At 63.7% G+C, this 15,871-nt stretch carries 14 protein-coding genes and 1 pseudogene; 13 read left to right on the forward strand and 2 right to left on the reverse strand.

The genetic code is table 11. The annotated features are described in order from the left end of the window. The first annotated feature begins 43 nt into the window (after window positions 1–43). The 6 genes from tatB (at window position 44) to EJ067_RS30220 (ending at window position 6,158) form a co-directional block, all read left to right on the forward strand. The gene (gene tatB / locus EJ067_RS30195) at window positions 44–784 is read left to right on the forward strand and encodes a Sec-independent protein translocase protein TatB (RefSeq protein ID WP_126088776.1); all 741 of its coding nucleotides are present in this window, start codon (window positions 44–46) and stop codon (window positions 782–784) included. After that, the gene (gene tatC / locus EJ067_RS30200) at window positions 781–1,644 is read left to right on the forward strand and encodes a twin-arginine translocase subunit TatC (protein WP_126088777.1); all 864 of its coding nucleotides are present in this window, start codon (window positions 781–783) and stop codon (window positions 1,642–1,644) included. Before tatB ends, tatC begins: the two co-directional genes overlap by 4 nt. A 109-nt stretch (window positions 1,645–1,753) precedes the next feature. Then, entirely contained in the window at window positions 1,754–3,058 is a 1,305-nt protein-coding gene (gene serS / locus EJ067_RS30205) for a serine--tRNA ligase (RefSeq protein ID WP_126088778.1), read from the forward strand. A 4-nt stretch (window positions 3,059–3,062) separates the two neighbouring features. Further along, a complete protein-coding gene (gene surE / locus EJ067_RS30210) occupies window positions 3,063–3,821 on the forward strand; it encodes a 5'/3'-nucleotidase SurE (protein ID WP_126088779.1) in 759 nt (252 codons plus the stop codon). A 13-nt stretch (window positions 3,822–3,834) separates the two neighbouring features. Next, the gene (locus EJ067_RS30215; RefSeq protein WP_126088780.1) at window positions 3,835–4,488 is read left to right on the forward strand and encodes a protein-L-isoaspartate(D-aspartate) O-methyltransferase; all 654 of its coding nucleotides are present in this window, start codon (window positions 3,835–3,837) and stop codon (window positions 4,486–4,488) included. Window positions 4,489–4,628: 140 nt separating this feature from the next. Then, window positions 4,629–6,158 (forward strand): LysM peptidoglycan-binding domain-containing M23 family metallopeptidase, encoded by a 1,530-nt coding sequence (locus tag EJ067_RS30220; protein ID WP_126088781.1) that lies wholly within the window; start codon window positions 4,629–4,631, stop codon window positions 6,156–6,158. Window positions 6,159–6,260: 102 nt separating this feature from the next. Here EJ067_RS30220 and EJ067_RS30225 read toward each other — a convergent pair whose 3' ends face one another. Next, window positions 6,261–7,133, reverse strand: a complete 873-nt coding sequence (locus EJ067_RS30225; protein WP_126088782.1) for an ATP-binding protein — start codon at window positions 7,131–7,133, stop codon at window positions 6,261–6,263. A 268-nt stretch (window positions 7,134–7,401) separates the two neighbouring features. On the opposite strand from EJ067_RS30225, the gene yajC reads away from it, so the two are divergent. The 7 genes and pseudogenes from yajC to EJ067_RS30260 all read left to right on the forward strand — a co-directional run bounded on the left by yajC (window position 7,402) and on the right by EJ067_RS30260 (window position 14,339). Continuing rightward, window positions 7,402–7,740, forward strand: coding sequence for a preprotein translocase subunit YajC (gene yajC / locus EJ067_RS30230; protein WP_067000009.1), 339 nt, complete (start codon window positions 7,402–7,404; stop codon window positions 7,738–7,740). 52 nt (window positions 7,741–7,792) lie between these two features. After that, window positions 7,793–8,791, forward strand: coding sequence for a hypothetical protein (locus tag EJ067_RS30235; RefSeq protein WP_126088783.1), 999 nt, complete (start codon window positions 7,793–7,795; stop codon window positions 8,789–8,791). Window positions 8,792–8,880: 89 nt separating this feature from the next. Beyond that, window positions 8,881–11,433: a protein translocase subunit SecDF gene (gene secDF / locus EJ067_RS30240; RefSeq protein ID WP_126088784.1), complete on the forward strand. Its 2,553-nt coding sequence runs from the start codon at window positions 8,881–8,883 to the stop codon at window positions 11,431–11,433. Between the two features lie 224 nt (window positions 11,434–11,657). Beyond that, window positions 11,658–12,047, forward strand: coding sequence for an Mth938-like domain-containing protein (locus EJ067_RS30245; protein ID WP_126088785.1), 390 nt, complete (start codon window positions 11,658–11,660; stop codon window positions 12,045–12,047). Then, window positions 12,048–12,896, forward strand: a complete 849-nt coding sequence (locus EJ067_RS30250; RefSeq protein ID WP_189510176.1) for a phytoene/squalene synthase family protein — start codon at window positions 12,048–12,050, stop codon at window positions 12,894–12,896. It begins immediately after the preceding gene. A gap of 80 nt (window positions 12,897–12,976) precedes the next feature. Then, window positions 12,977–13,402, forward strand: coding sequence for a hypothetical protein (locus EJ067_RS30255; protein ID WP_126088786.1), 426 nt, complete (start codon window positions 12,977–12,979; stop codon window positions 13,400–13,402). Continuing rightward, window positions 13,402–14,339, forward strand: a pseudogene (locus tag EJ067_RS30260) (sterol desaturase family protein). Before EJ067_RS30255 ends, EJ067_RS30260 begins: the two are co-directional and overlap by 1 nt. On the opposite strand, the gene trmFO reads toward EJ067_RS30260, so the two are convergent. After that, window positions 14,340–15,749, reverse strand: coding sequence for a methylenetetrahydrofolate--tRNA-(uracil(54)-C(5))-methyltransferase (FADH(2)-oxidizing) TrmFO (gene trmFO, locus EJ067_RS30265; protein ID WP_126088787.1), 1,410 nt, complete (start codon window positions 15,747–15,749; stop codon window positions 14,340–14,342). Window positions 15,750–15,871: the final 122 nt, after the last annotated feature.

Here is a 15,871-nt window from a genome sequence, read left to right on the forward strand (position 1 = left end):
CCCCAGGCTCTCGTTGGAACAGCTCTCGTTGGAATAGATTGCCATGTTCGAAGTCGGTTGGAGCGAACTGCTGGTGATCGCGGTCGTCATGATCGTGGTCGTCGGCCCGAAGGATTTGCCCAGCATGTTGCGCACCTTCGGCCGCACCGCGGCCAAATTGCGTGCCATGGCGGCTGACTTCCAGAAGCAGTTCAACGACGCGCTGAAGGAAGCCGAACTCGACGACGTCAAGAGTTCGATAGATAGCCTTCGCGGCCTCAATCCGATGACAGAAGTCCGCAAGCAGCTCAATCCGTTCGAGCAGGCGGCGGCCGATGTGCGGTCCGGTGTCGACACGATGATGAAGCCCAAGCCGGCGGTCGATCCGTCGACACCGGCAGCGTCGACGCCGCAGGCCGCCGAGCCGCTCAAGAACGGCGCAACGGACATGCCCGGCGTCAGCGGGACGGAGGCGACCCCACCGACCTTTCCGGCCATGACCGAGGCTTCGGTGACCGCGCCTGCAGTGGAGGCCGCAGTACCGGCCCAGTCAGCGAAGAGGGTGGCGACCTCCAAGGCGAAGGCCGCCAGTGCAGCAGCGAAAACAAATTCGGCCAAAAGCCCGGCGGAAAAAGCCCCGGCAAAGTCTGCGCCGGTGGCGGTAAAAGCCGCGGCGTCGGCCAAGAAGCTGTCGCCTCAGGCCGAGGCGAAGCCCGCCCAGGCGAAGAAGCCGGCCGCGAAGAAGGTGACTGACAACAAGAAGGTGGCGGGCGACACCAAGAAGACGGCGGGAGCCGCCAAGTGAGCGTTTCGGACCAGGACAAAGAAGAAATCGAGAAATCGTCGGCGCCTCTGATCGAGCACCTTATCGAGCTGCGCCGCCGGCTGATCTGGTCGCTGGGCGGCTTCTTCGTCGCCTTCCTCGTCTGCTTCTTTTTCGCCAAGCGCCTGTTCAACCTGTTGGTCGTCCCGTTCAAATGGGCGACGCAATGGGCCGGGCTCGACCCGCACAAAGTCGAGCTGATCTACACCGCGCCGCAGGAGTTCTTCTTCACTCAGGTGAAGCTCGCCATGTTCGGCGGCATGGTGATCGCCTTTCCGCTGATTGCCACGCAGATCTACAAGTTTATCGCGCCTGGCCTTTACAAGAACGAGCGCAACGCCTTCCTACCATTCCTTATCGCGTCGCCCATCCTGTTTCTGATGGGCGCCTCGCTGGTCTATTTCTTCTTCACCCCGATGGTGATGTGGTTCTTCCTCGCCATGCAGCAGGTCGGCACCAACGACCAGGTGCAGATTTCGCTGCTGCCGAAGGTGTCGGAATATCTCAGCCTGATCATGACGCTGATCTTCTCCTTCGGCCTGGTGTTCCAATTGCCGGTCGTGACCAGCCTTTTGACGCGCGTCGGCCTGCTGTCGTCGCAGGCGTTGGCCGACAAGCGCAAATGGGCGATCGTCCTTTCTTTCGTGGTTGCCGCGGTGCTGACGCCGCCAGATCCCTTGAGCCAGTGCGGCCTCGCCGTCCCGACCATCATTCTCTACGAGGTCGCGATATGGTCCTCACGTATGATCGAGCGCAGCCAGGCACGTGACCGCTTGGCACGCGAGCAGCAGGGGGAAGGCAGCTCGGTCGCCGGCAACACGCCGGACGCCTCGTCGACCTGAACGGAACCGCCAAGGTTCGGGAAAATCAAGGCAGTCCGCTTACCCGCCGTCTTGCATCGGTGACGGATGCGGTTTACGCCCTCTGGCCTCAGCCAGGAGCGTTCAGACCATGCTTGACATCAAATGGATTCGCGACAACCCCAAGACCCTTGTCGATGCGCTTGTGAAGCGCTCGTGGTCGGCGGGCGACGCGCAGTCCACCGTCGACGATCTGATCGCCGGGGACGAGGCGCGCCGCGCGCATCTTAGCGAACTGCAGGTCAAGCAGGAGCGCCGCAACGCCGCGTCGAAGGAGATCGGCAACGCCATGCGTTCGGGCGACGCCGCGCTTGCGGAGAAGCTCAAGGGCGAGGTCAGCGACATCAAGGCGTTCATCCAGAACGGCGAGGCGCGCGAGCGCGAGCTCGACAAGGCTCTGAACGACGCGCTCGCGGTGCTGCCCAACGTACCGCTCGACGACGTGCCGGTCGGCAAGGACGAGCACGACAATGTCGTCAAGCGCATCGTCGGCGAGGTGCCGCCCCGCCCGAACTGGGTGAAGGAGCATTTCGAGATCGGCGAAGCGCTCGGCATGATGGATTTCGAGCGCGCGGCGAAACTATCGGGCTCGCGCTTCACGGTGCTAAAGAGCCAGCTCGCGCGCCTGGAGCGCGCTATAGGCCAGTTTATGCTTGATCTCCACACGACCGAGCACGGCTATGAGGAAGTCCAGCCGCCATTGATGGTGCGCGACGAGGTGCTGTTCGGCACCGGCCAGCTGCCGAAGTTCGAGCTCGACCTGTTCTTCACGCCGCATGGCGACGGGCGTCTCGGGCTGATCCCGACGGCCGAGGTGCCGCTCACCAACCTGGTGCGCGAGGAGATCACCGCGCATGAAAAGCTGCCGCTGCGCTATACGGCGCTGACGCCTTGCTTCCGTTCGGAAGCGGGTTCGGCCGGCCGCGACACGCGCGGCATGCTGCGCCAGCACCAGTTCTACAAGGTTGAGCTGGTCTCGATCACCGACCAGGAAAGCTCGATCGCCGAGCATGAGCGCATGACGCAATGCGCCGAGGAGGTGCTGAAGCGGCTCGGCCTGCCGTTCCGCACCGTGACGCTTTGTACCGGCGACATGGGCTTTGGCGCGCGCAAGACCTACGACATCGAGGTCTGGCTTCCGGGTCAGAACGCCTATCGCGAAATCTCGTCCTGCTCGGTCTGCGGCGACTTCCAGGCCAGGCGCATGGACGCCCGGTACAAGGACAAGGACGGCAAGGGCAATCGATTCGTCCATACGTTGAACGGCTCGGGCACCGCGGTCGGCCGCGCGCTCATTGCCGTCATCGAAAACTACCAGAACGAGGATGGCAGCGTAACCATTCCTGAAGTGCTGCAGCCTTACATGGGTGGTCTCGCCAAGATCGAATCGAAATGAGTTCATGCGCATCCTGCTGACCAACGACGACGGCATCCATGCCGAGGGGCTGGCGTCACTCGAACGCATCGCCCGCACGTTGTCGGATGACGTCTGGGTGGTGGCACCCGAGCAGGACCAGTCCGGCTACGCGCATTCGCTGTCGATCTCGGAGCCGCTGCGGCTAAGGACGGTCGGCGAGAAGCACTATGCCGTGCGCGGCACGCCGACCGATTGTGTTATCATGGGCACGAAAAAGATCCTGCCGGGACCGCCCGACCTGATCCTGTCGGGCGTCAATTCCGGCGCCAACATCGCCGACGACGTCACCTATTCCGGCACCGTCGCCGGCGCCATGGAAGGCGCGCTGCTCGGCATCCGCTCGATCGCGGTGAGCCAGGCCTACTCCTATGTCGGCGAAGACCGCGTCGTCCCTTACGAGACGACCGAGGCGCTGGCGCCGGCGCTGCTGAAGAAGCTGATCGCGACGCCGCTGCCGGAAGGCGTGCTGCTCAACGTCAATTTCCCGAACTGCGCGCCGGACGAGATCGAGGGCACGGTCGTCACCTCGCAGGGCAAGCTGGTGCACAGCCTCTGGGTCGACGAGCGCCGTGACGGCCGCGGCCTGCCTTACTACTGGCTGCGCTTCGGCCGCGAGCCCGTCGAAGGCAAGAAGGGCAGCGACCTTCACGCGCTGCGCAACCGGCTGGTGTCGGTGACGCCGCTGCAGCTTGATCTCACCGCCCATGAACTCCGCGACCAGCTGACCAAGGCGTTGTCATGAGTAAGGTTTTGGCATGAACACGGCCATCGACGAACGCGAAGGTTTTGCCGCTTTCCTGCTCCGCCTGCGGGGCAGGGGCACGGCGCTGAAGGCGCTGGTCGCTGCCTTCGAGGCGACGCCGCGCCGCGGCTTCCTCTCCGCGCAATTTCATTCCATGGCCTGGTCAGAAGGTATGCTGCCGATCGAATGCGGCGAAGCGATCGAAGGCGCGGACCTGCAGGCGGCCGTGATCGCGGCTTTGGCCATCGAGCCGGGCAACCGCATGCTCGAGATCGGCACCGGGTCGGGCTATACGGCCGCCGTGATGTCCAGGCTTGCCGCGCGCGTCGTCACCGTCGACCGCTACAAGACCTTGACCGAGCAGGCAAAACAGCGTTTCGAGGCGCTCGGCATCAGCAATGTCATCGTGCGCCAGGCCGACGGGTCTAACGGCCTGCCCAACGAAGGGCCGTTCGACCGCATCCTCGCCTGGGCGGCTTTCGACAGCCTGCCGCGCTTTCTGCTCGATCAATTGTCGAGCGGTGGCGTCGTCATCGCGCCGATCGGCCCGGAGGAGGGCGAGCAGGTGCTGGCCAAGCTCACCAAAGTCGGCAGCCGTTTCGAGCGCGAGGATATCGGCATGGTCAGGCTGCAACCGATCCTGCGCAGCGTCGCTGCAGTGATCTAGCGAGCGCCTAGCGGTCCCCGCCAAAATTCCCCCTAATATTTTAAGAAAATTTTCGACGGATTCTAATGGGTTAACCGGCCAGTAACATTAACGCGCTTTAATCATGACCAGTTTGTACCGGGTCTGTGCGGGTTAGTGCGATGCAATTCAATGGTTTGAAGGCAAACGGACGCAATCTGGCGCGTGGCTGCGCCGTCCTCATGATCGCCGGCGCCGCGGCAGGATGCAGCTCGCAGGCGATGCGTTTCAACGGTGTCGACGACGTCTTCACCTCGTCGACCAACAACCAGCGCGCCATCATCAACAAGCAGGGCGCCGACCAGCCCTATCCGGGCGATACGGTGGCGCCGGCACCCGTCGACGGCACCCACACCCAGTCGGTGAGCCGATCAAGCCTCGAGCCGGTGACGTCCCAGCAACTGCCGCCGCCCTCGGCGCCGGCTGCCGCGCCCGCCAAGCCGATGCGCACCGCGTCGGCCCCGGCTCTGGCGCCGGCTCCCGCCGCGCCGCATCTCGACAAGACGGCCACCGGCACGGTCGCGCCGGCGGCGAAGCCCTTCAAGAGCGCCGAGCCCGATGCCGTGCGCAACGCAAGTGCTGCGCCGCACGCGACCGAGATCGTGGTGAGGGAAGGCGAGACGATTTCGGGCCTCGCGCGGCAATATCATGTGCCGGCTGACGCGATCATCAAGGTCAACGGGCTCGATGCCAGCAAGGGTGTCAGGACCGGCCAGAAGATCGTCATCCCGGCCTATGCCTATTCGAGCAAGGGCGAGCCGAAGGCTGCCGACGCCGGCAAGCCCGCCAACACGCCGAAGCAGCCCGCGGGCGCGCCGGAGAAGGTTGCCGTGCTGCCGCAGCAGCCGAAGCTCAAGGACGGCAAGTCGGCCGCGCAGGTCGATGCATCGGCGGCGGCCAGCGGTTCGAAGAACGCCAAGCCCGCGCAGATGGCCGATGCAAAGCCGGCTGGCGCCGGCGGAACCTACACTGTCCAGCAGGGCGATTCCCTGTCCTCGATCGCGCGGAAGACCGGCGTCGGCGTCACGGCGCTCAAGCAGGCCAACGGCATGAAGGACGGGCTGCTGAAGATCGGCCAGACGCTCAAGGTTCCGGCCGGCGGCACCGTTGTTGCCACCGCCAAGCCTGCCGCGACCAAGTCGACCGTCGACCCGGTGACGACGGCGACCACGCAGCCGCCGGCAAAGACCACGCCGTCGGAGACGCTCGCCTCCTACACGCCGCCGAAGAAGGACGCCAAGGTCATCCAGCAGGCCGAGGACGACGATGCGGTTGCGCCGGATGCGACCGGCATCGGCAAGATGCGCTGGCCGGTGCGCGGCCGCGTGATCTCCGGCTTCGGCTCCGGCAAGGACGGCGTCGACATCGCGGTGCCGGAAGGAACGCCGATCAAGGCGGCCGAGAACGGCGTCGTCATCTACGCGGGCGACGGTCTCAAGGAGTTCGGCAACACCGTACTGGTGCGCCACGAGAACGGGCTGGTCACCGTCTATGGCCATGCCAGCTCGATCGAGGTGCAGCGCGGCCAGAAGGTCAAGCGCGGCCAGGAGATCGCGCTTTCGGGCATGAGCGGCACCACGGACTCGCCGAAGCTGCACTTCGAGGTGCGCAAGAACTCCGCCCCGGTCGACCCGAGCGGCTATCTCGAATAGAACAAGAACAAATTGCGGGCCGCCTGACCTCCAGTCCGGACCGCCGGCTTCAGCCCGCTCCACCAGGAGCGGGCTTTTTCAGTTGCGGTCAATCGAGTTCGATCAATCCTTGAGCGGCTTGCCGAGACGGCCGGCGAGATCCTGCGTGAACTGCCAGGCGACGCGGCCGGAGCGGCTGCCGCGCGTCGTTGCCCATTCCAGCGCTTCGGCGCGCAGCGTGTCGGGATCGATGGCGAGGCCGTGATAGCGGACATAGCCGTCGATCATGTCGAGATATTCGTCCTGCGAGCATTTGTGGAAGCCGAGCCACAGGCCGAAGCGGTCCGAGAGCGAGACCTTTTCCTCTACCGCCTCCGACGGGTTGATGGCTGTCGAGCGCTCATTGTCGATCATGTCGCGCGGCAACAGATGCCGCCGGTTCGAGGTGGCGTAGAAGATGACGTTGGCCGGCCGGCCCTCGACGCCGCCTTCGAGCGCCGCCTTCAGCGACTTGTAGGAGGTGTCGTCGTGGTCGAAGGACAGGTCGTCGCAAAACAGGATGAAGCGGTAGGGGGCAGCCTTCAGCAAACCCATCAGCTTGGGCAGCGTGTCGATGTCCTCGCGGTGGATCTCGATCAGCTTGAGCGGGAGGTCGAGCTTGTCCGAGGCGTTGACCTTGGCGTGCACGGCCTTGACCAGCGATGATTTGCCCATGCCGCGCGCGCCCCAGAGCAGCACGTTGTTGGCGGCGAAGCCGGACGCGAAGCGCTCGGTGTTGTCGAGCAGGATGTCGCGGACCCGGTCGACGCCGCGGATCAGGCCGATGTCGACGCGGTTGACCTTGCGCACCGGCTCAAGGTAGCCGGGATCGGCCTGCCATACGAAGCAGTCGGCGACGCCGAGGTCGGTCTCCGGAACCGGTGGCGGGGCTAGGCGGGAGACGGCCTCGATCAGGCGGTCGAGCTTCTTGTTCAGGTCATCCAGGCTATCGGTCATTTGCGGTCTTCTTCGCTTTGGCAATCTCGGAACGTGAAACGGGTCCGGGACCGCACACCAAGAACCAAGTGCAAGCTTTTGTTGGAGCACGATCTTTTCGGCCAGCTCCAAGCGGCTTCCGGCTGCGACCCTCTAGCACGCGCCAAACGGCTGGAAAAGCAACGGATTCGGCTGGTCGCAGAGTTGCATTGGCAACTTTACCGACTATATTCCGGCCAAATTTTCGCGAGGCCGCCCCGGCGGTTTTCAATCATCCAGGAGTTTCTTGATGTTCGTCACACCGGCATACGCCCAAGGCGTCGGTACCTCGCCAGACATGTTCATCAGCATTTTGCCGTTTGTCCTGATTTTCGTGATCATGTATTTTCTGATCATCCGGCCGCAGCGCACGCAGTTGAAGAAGCGCCAGGAAATGCTGGCCGCGGTGCGCCGCGGCGATACGGTGGTGACCGGCGGCGGCTTCGTCGGCAAGGTGACCAAGGTGATCGACGACAACGAACTGGAGATCGACCTTGGCGGCGGAACCAAGGTGACGGCGCTGCGCTCGACGATCTCCGACGTTCGGGTCAAGGGCGAGCCGGTGGCGAACCAGAACGCCAAGAAGTAGGCGAAATCCCGGCGGCATTAGCCGCGGGCAGGGCTCTGACGAGCGGCGGCACATGATTTATCTTTCGCGCCTGAAGGTCATTCTGATCGGTCTTGCCCTGGTCTCGATGGTCTTCGGCGCGTCGAATGCCTTCGCCGCCGATCCCCATATGCTGCTTCGCGTCGATGTGACCGATCTAGTCAGCAGTCGCATGGCGGCGGCGCGCGACGAGATCAGGACGCTGCTGCGCGATGCCCAACCGAGGATCGGCTACAGCGGCCTTGCCGCGTCGGACCGCGCCGTTCAAGTCCGTATCGACGACGTCAATCAGGTCGAGGCCGCCAAGGCGTTACTCAAGGTGTTGACCGATCCTGTCGCGGGCATGCAGCAAATGGCCCTGGACGAGAGCGAGTCCGGCCTGTTGAAGTTCACGATGACGGACGCTGGCGTGAAATCCCGAACGTCCGCCGCCCTCAAGCAATCGATCGAGGTCATCAAAAATCGCCTGCACGATCTTGGCATGGCTGACGCGGCTGTCGAGCAAGCGGACGACAACGAGATACTGGTTCGGGCGCCGAGCGCCGGGGATTTGCAGGGGCTGGGGGAAATCCTCGTCCGGCCGGGCCGGCTGAGCTTGCAATTGGTCAACACCTCGATGCCGGTGGAGGACGCGATTAAGAGCGGCCCGCCTCCCGGAACGAAAGTGGTTTATACTTCAGACGATCCGCCCGTCCCTTATCTGGTCGAGGACAGGGTGATCGTGGCAGGCAAAAGCGTGGTGGATGCGAAGGCGACAAACAGCCCTGAGATCGGCGAGCCCGTTGTCGTATTCCTGCTCGATTCCAGGGGTACGGAACGCTTCAAATGGGCAACTGAGCGCAACATCGGCAAGCCGTTTGCGGTGATTTTGGACGACAAGGTGATTTCGGCACCGATCATTCGCGAGCCGATCAAGGGCAACACCGGTCAGATTTCAGGAAATTTCACGGACCACGACGCCAAGACCATTGCGCTGCTGATGCGCACTGGTGCGCTGCCGGCGCGATTGACAATCGTCGAGGAAGCGAGATAGGGCCGGCCGTGGTTGAAATGACGACATTAGACGACAACCGAGCCGATGGCGGAACGCTGCCGCTTGTACGCCTGAACGGATAAGAACGAATGCTGTATTTCTCGCGCCTGAAGATGATCCTGATCTGGCTGGCAGTGGCCGTCACAGTGATCCTCGCCGCGCCCAACCTGTTCCCGGCAAGCATGCTGGCGCAACTGCCGAGCTGGGTGCCGAAGCGGCAGATGACGCTTGGCCTCGACCTCCAGGGCGGCTCGCACATCCTGCTCCAGATGGATCAGAACGACCTGATCAAGGATCAACTGGAGACGACGCGCGACGAGATCAGGACGCTGTTGCGGGAAGCCAAGATCCAATACACCGGCCTTGGTGGAACGGGCCGGACCGTGCAGGTGCGCATCAGTGATCCGAGCCAGGTCGAAGCCGCCAAGACAGCGCTGAAGCCGATAACCAATCCGATCGCGGCCGGCCTCTTCACCGGCGGTTCCGTGCAGTCGATGACGCTGGACGATTCCGAGTCCGGCTTGCTGAAGTTCACCGTCACGGATGGCGGTATCAAGTACCGTACGTCGACGGCCCTGTCGCAGGCGATCGAAGTCGTGGAGCGGCGTGTCAACGCGCTCGGCACGACCGAGCCGATCGTGCAGCGGCAGGGCGATGATCGCATTCTGGTCCAGGTGCCTGGGCTTCAGAATCCGCAAAGGCTCAAGGACATTATCGGTCAGACCGCCAAGCTGACGTTCCAAATGGTCGATACGTCGGTGCCGGTCCAGGACGCGATGAAGAACCGCCCACCGCCAGGCGATTCGGTCCTGTATTCCCAGGACGATCCTCCGGTTCCCTATCTGATCGAGAACCGCGTGATCGTGTCGGGCGAAGACCTGTCGAACGCGACGCCGACTTATAACTCGCAGACGAATGAGCCGGTGGTTTCGTTCACGTTCAATTCTCGCGGGGCGACCCGGTTCGGTCAGGCGACCCAGCAGAATGTCGGCAAGCCGTTCGCCATCGTGCTCGACAATCAGGTGATCTCGGCGCCGGTGATCCGCGAGCCGATCCTTGGCGGAAGCGGGCAGATCTCTGGCAATTTCACCGCCGAGAGCGCTAACGATCTTGCCGTGTTGCTGCGCGCCGGCGCATTGCCGGCCAAATTGACCATCATCGAAGAGCGCACGGTTGGTCCTGGCCTCGGTCAGGATTCAATTCATGCCGGCAAGGTCGCGGGCGTGATTGGCTCGATTCTGGTCGTCGCCTTCATGTTCGTCGCTTACGGCTTTCTCGGTTTCCTCGCCAACGTCGCGCTTGCCGTGCACGTGGCGATGATCGTGGGTGCGCTTTCGCTGCTTGGCGCCACGCTGACCTTGCCGGGTATCGCCGGTATCGTGCTCACCATCGGCATGGCGGTGGACTCGAACGTTCTGATCTACGAGCGTATCCGCGAGGAGCGACGAAACGGCCGTTCGGTCATCCAGGCGATCGATACCGGCTTCACCAAAGCGCTGGCCACCATCGTCGACTCCAACGTCACCTCGCTGATCGCGACCGTGGTGCTGTTCTGGCTAGGCACCGGCCCGGTGAAGGGCTTCGCCATCACCTATGCGATCGGCATTCTGACGACGGTCTTCACCGCCTTCACCTTCACCCGCATGCTGGTGGCGATCTGGCTGCGCCGCGCGCGTCCTAAGGAATTGCCGCGAGCGCCGGTCACCTTCATCCCGCCGGGCACCAAGATCCCGTTCATGGGCATCCGCCGCTGGACCTTCGCTTTGTCCAGCCTGCTGTCGATCCTGTCGGTGGTTGGGTTCCTGACCATCGACATCAACTACGGCATCGACTTCAAGGGCGGCTCGATGATCGAGGTGCAGGCGAAGCAGGGCAACGCCGATCTCGCCGACATCCGTGGCCGGCTGTCCGAGCTCAACATTGGCGAGATCCAGGTGCAGCAATTCGGCCAGCCGAATGACGTGCTGATCCGCGTCGGCACCCAGGACGCCGGCGAGAATGCCGAGCAGACCGTCATCGACAAGGTGAGGGGCGAGCTGCAGGACCAGTATGACTTCCGCCGCGTTGAGGTGGTGGGACCGACGGTTTCCGGGGAGCTTGCCAAGCAAGGCACGATCGCCATGCTGATCGCGCTGGTCGGCATCCTGCTCTACGTCTGGTTCCGCTTCGAATGGCAGTTCGCGGTCGGCGCCATCGTCGCCACCGTGCACGATGTGGTGATGACGATTGGCTTCTTCGTCATATCGGGGCTGGAATTCAACCAGTCGTCGCTGGCGGCGATCCTCACCATCATCGGCTATTCATTGAACGATACCATCGTCGTCTACGACCGCGTCCGCGAGGATTTACGCAAATACAAGAAGATGCCGCTGCCGCAGCTTCTGAACAATGCCATCAACGAGACGCTGTCGCGAACCACGCTGACCTCGGTCACGACATCCCTGGCGCTTTTGGCGCTGGTGCTGTTCGGCGGCGAGGTGATCCGCTCCTTCACGCTGGCAATGCTGTTCGGCGTGGTGTTCGGCACCTATTCGTCGATCTTCATCGCCGCGCCGCTGCTGATCCTGTTCAAGTTGCGGCCGCAGGCCGCGACCGCCGACGAGGAGAAGAAGCCGGTGAACGGCAAGGCCGTGACGACCTGACGCCGTTAGATCAGGATGGCGTTTCGTTGAACCGTCATCCTGATCTAATCTTTGGAGCATGATCTTTTCCGAAAACCGGTTCTCACTTTTCGGGATCATGCTCTGATGCCGGATGATTTCGGATCGAGTCGACCTGAAATCTGAATCCGGCTCTAAATCAAAGAGACAGAGCATGATGTCGTCCGAAAACCGCTCCACACTTTTCGGCATCGCGCTCTAGACCCATGGCCAAAGGCATCGTCATCCGCGAGGCGCATTTTCCCGGCAGGGCGCCGATTGAAGCCTATGGCAATGGCGGGTTCCGCTTTGCTGACATGTCGCATCGCGGCTCGCTGCTCTGCCTGCCGTCGGGCATCCATGGCTGGGAGCCAGCCGATCCGCAGGCACTGAAAGCTTCGGACTTCGACAAGCTGTTCGCCCAGGCCGACAAGGTCGAAATCCTGCTGGTCGGCACCGGCAAGGATCTGCGGCCGCTGCCGGCGGCGTTGCGCGCCGCGCTGAAAGAGGCCGGCATCTCGGCCGACCCGATGTCGACGGGCGCGGCCGTGCGCACCTACAACGTGCTTCTGGCCGAGGACCGCGCCGTGGCTGCAGCGCTCATTGCCGTCGATTGAATGGGCGGCGGCTCAACCATTGTCATGGACGCGGTGCGCGCCGCCGATCCTGACCGCTATCTCTGCGCGCTCTACGCGCCGGCTGACAAGCGCGACGCGTTGCTTGCGCTCTATGCCTTCAATGCGGAGATCGCCAGCGTTCGCGACCGCATCCATGAGCCGCTGCCGGGCGAGGTGAGGCTGCAATGGTGGCGCGATGTCATCATGGCCGAGGGCGGGGCTGAGACCGGTCATCCGACCGCCGATGCGCTTGGGGCTACGATTACCGCCAGTCATCTGCCGAAGGCTGCTTTCGACAACATGCTCGAAGCGCGCATCTTCGACCTCTATGACGACCCGATGCCGTCGCGAACCGATCTCGAGGGCTACTGCGGCGAGACGGCCGCGGCGCTGATCCAGCTTGCGGCGATGGTGCTCGATGCGGCTGCCGCGCCGCACTTTGCCGAATTGGCAGGCAGGGCGGGCTGCGCGCAGGCGATTACGGGCCTGCTGCTTTTGTTGCCGCTGCACCGCAGGCGAGGCCAATGCTACGTGCCCGCCGATATCCTGGCGGCCGCGGGTACGACACCGGAAGAGTTCGTCAAAGGCGACGGCGGCGCCGGCGCGGAGCGGGCGGTGGCGGCGATGATCGCCCTGGCGCGGGAGCATCTCAATGCCTTCGAGAAGAGCGTGCCGGCGCTTCCCGCGTCGTTGCGCCCGGCTTTTCTGCCGCTGGCGCTGACGCGCGCCTATCTCGACAAGATGGACAAAGCGGGACGGTCTCCACTCGCAGACACCGCGACGCTTTCAACCTTGCGCCGGCATTGGCTGCTCTTGCGCCATGCCATGCGAGGCTGGACACCCCTTTGACGTAAACGTCAATCATGCTAGGGATTCCGCCGCGCGGACTCGCGTCAAAGAAATGCGAGCCGCCGGAGGAGCGCCTTTCCATGAGCCTGCCAGTCCTGGTCGTCCTTGTCGTTTTCGGCATCGCGCTGTCGGTCGCGGCCGTGCATTTCACCGGCGGCACGACGACCGCGGAGCTTGCCACTGCTGATCAGGCGCTCGCGCGCTTCGCCGAAGATTTTCCCGATGAAAAGCCGGGTGCCGTGCGGCTGACATCGGACAGGCATGCCGCGTTTCTTGAACTTGGCCTGCAGCGCTGCGGCATCGTCCAGAGCATCGGCGACTGCTTCCTGACGCGCATCGTCACGCCGCGGGATGTTCTCGCCCTGGCGCGGGAAGGGAACGCCGTGGCGCTGCGAATGGACGATTTCAGCTGGAAAGGCGGGCGGTTTGCCTTTGCCAACGAAGCCGACGCGCTGGCCGTGGCGGCGGCGCTGCAGGGCCACGATCGGATCCGAAAGGCAGCGTGATGGACGACTACAATTTCCCGCAGGTCACCCAGCTTGCCATCCCGTTCTTCGTCACCGCGATCCTGATCGAGCTCTGGCTGGTGCGCACGGGCCGCGCCAAGGGATCATTCGAGACGCGCGACACGCTGGCGAGCCTGATGATGGGAACGGGCAATGTCGTCGCCGGCCTGCTGCTCGGCGTCGTGTCCTACTGGGCGCTGCTGTGGCTCTGGCAATTCCGCTTCTTCAATCTTGGCCTGTCGTTCTGGGTGTTTGTCGCCGCCTTCCTGCTCGATGATCTGCGCTACTATGTCTATCACCGCATCGCGCACCGGGTGCGCTGGGTGTGGGCCGAGCACGTCAACCATCATTCCAGCCAGCACTACAATCTCTCGACGGCGCTGAGGCAGAGCTGGACCGGCCTCTTTACGTTCACCTTCGTCCTGCAGGCGCCGCTGGTGCTGCTCGGCTTCCATCCGGCGGTGATCGCCTTCGTTTTCGGCTTCAACCTCGTCTGGCAGTTCTGGATCCACACAGAGACAATCGGCAGGATGTGGGGCTGGTTCGAGTTCATCTTCAACACGCCCTCGCACCACCGCGTCCACCACGCCACCAACCCACGAACTATGCCGGAACGCTCATCATCTGGGACCGCATGTTCGGCACCTTCGTCGCGGAACTTGAGGAAGACCGGCCGCGCTACGGCATCGTCAAGAACATCGGCACCTTCAACCCGCTGAAGGTCGCCTTCCACGAATGGATCGGCATGTTCAAGGATGCTTTTGCGCCAGGGCTGACGCTCGGCCAGCGCCTCAGCTATCTCATCCGGCCGCCGGGCTGGAGCCATGACGGTTCGCGCGACACCTCCGAGACGCTGAAGGCGGCTTATGTGCGGAGAAATCCGGGAGAGGCAGGCAAGCCGGGGTTGCCGGCGGTGGATGCGGAGCCGGCGGAGTAGTTATTCCGCCGCCTGCGCCTGCGAGGGCAGACCCAACCACTCGCGACAATCGGCCAATGCGCGCGCGGTGATCGCGCGGCGCTTGGCGACGGTCTTGTCCTTGCCGCGCAGGCGCTTGCCTTCGACCTTCGATGCTTCCATCGGCGGGAACAGGCCGAAATTGACGTTCATCGGCTGGAAGGAGCGTTTGCCGGGCTCGTCGTCCGAAACGATATGGCCGCCGGTGATATGGTTGAGCAATGCGCCAAACGCAGTGGTCGCCGGTGGCAGCGAAACTGCCTGGCCGAGGCGCCCGGCGGCGGCGAAGCGGCCGGCAAGCAGGCCGATAGCGGCGCTTTCGACATAGCCTTCGCAGCCGGTGATCTGGCCTGCGAAACGCAGGCCCGGCCGCGATTTTAGCTGCAGCGACGGATCGAGCAGCGTCGGCGAGTTGATGTAGGTGTTGCGGTGCAGACCGCCGAGCCGTGCAAACTCGGCGTTTTCGAGCGCCGGGATGGTGCGGAAGATGCGCACCTGCTCGGCATGCTTCAGCTTGGTCTGAAAGCCGACCATGTTGTAGAGCGTGCCCAGCGCATTGTCCTGGCGGAGCTGCACGACCGCATAGGCTTTCACCGACGGATTGTGGACGTTGGTCAGGCCCATCGGCTTCATCGGCCCGTAGCGCAGCGTTTCGACGCCGCGTTCGGCCATCACCTCGATCGGCAGGCAGCCGTCGAAATAGGGCGTGCCTTCCCACTGCTTGAACTCGGTTTTTTGGCCTTCCAGCAGGGCCGAAACAAAGGTGAGATACTGCTCCTTGTCCATCGGGCAGTTGATATAGTCCTTGCCGGTGCCGCCGGGCCCGACCTTGTCGTAGCGCGACTGGAACCACGAAGTGTTCATGTCGATCGTGTCGAAATGCACGATCGGCGCAATGGCGTCGAAGAAGGCGAGCGCATCGGCGCCGGTCGCCTCGGCGATCGACTGGGCGAGCGAGGGGGCCGTCAGCGGGCCGGTGGCGATGATCGCCTGGTCCCACTCCGCCGACGGCAGGCCGGGGACTTCCTCGCGCTCAATCGTGATCAGCGGATGCGCCTCGATCTTCTTCGTCACCGCGTCGGAAAAGCCGTCGCGGTCGACGGCTAAAGCGCCGCCTGCCGGCACTTGGTGCGCGTCGCCTGCGCCCATGATCAGCGAGCCGGCAAGCCGCATTTCGGCATGCAGCAGGCCGACCGCGTTGTTCTCGGCATCGTCGGAGCGGAACGAGTTCGAGCAGACGAGCTCGGCCAGGCCGTCTGTCTTGTGGGCGTCGGTGCCGCGCACGGGGCGCATTTCATGCAGCACGACAGGGACGCCGGCCTCGGCGATCTGCCAAGCGGCTTCGGAGCCGGCGAGGCCGCCGCCGATGACATGTACGGGATTTTTGCTCATGAGCGCCGGAATAGTCGCTTGGCGGCCTGATTGCAATTGCCGGGCAATGGGCACTGCGGGAAGCTGCCGCCAAAACAACAACACCCGCCGGGGGAGGAGGTCCGGCGGGTGTCGTTTTGGGG

The sequence above is a fragment of the Mesorhizobium sp. M1D.F.Ca.ET.043.01.1.1 genome, assembly GCF_003952385.1.
Taxonomy (GTDB): Bacteria; Pseudomonadota; Alphaproteobacteria; order Rhizobiales; family Rhizobiaceae; genus Mesorhizobium.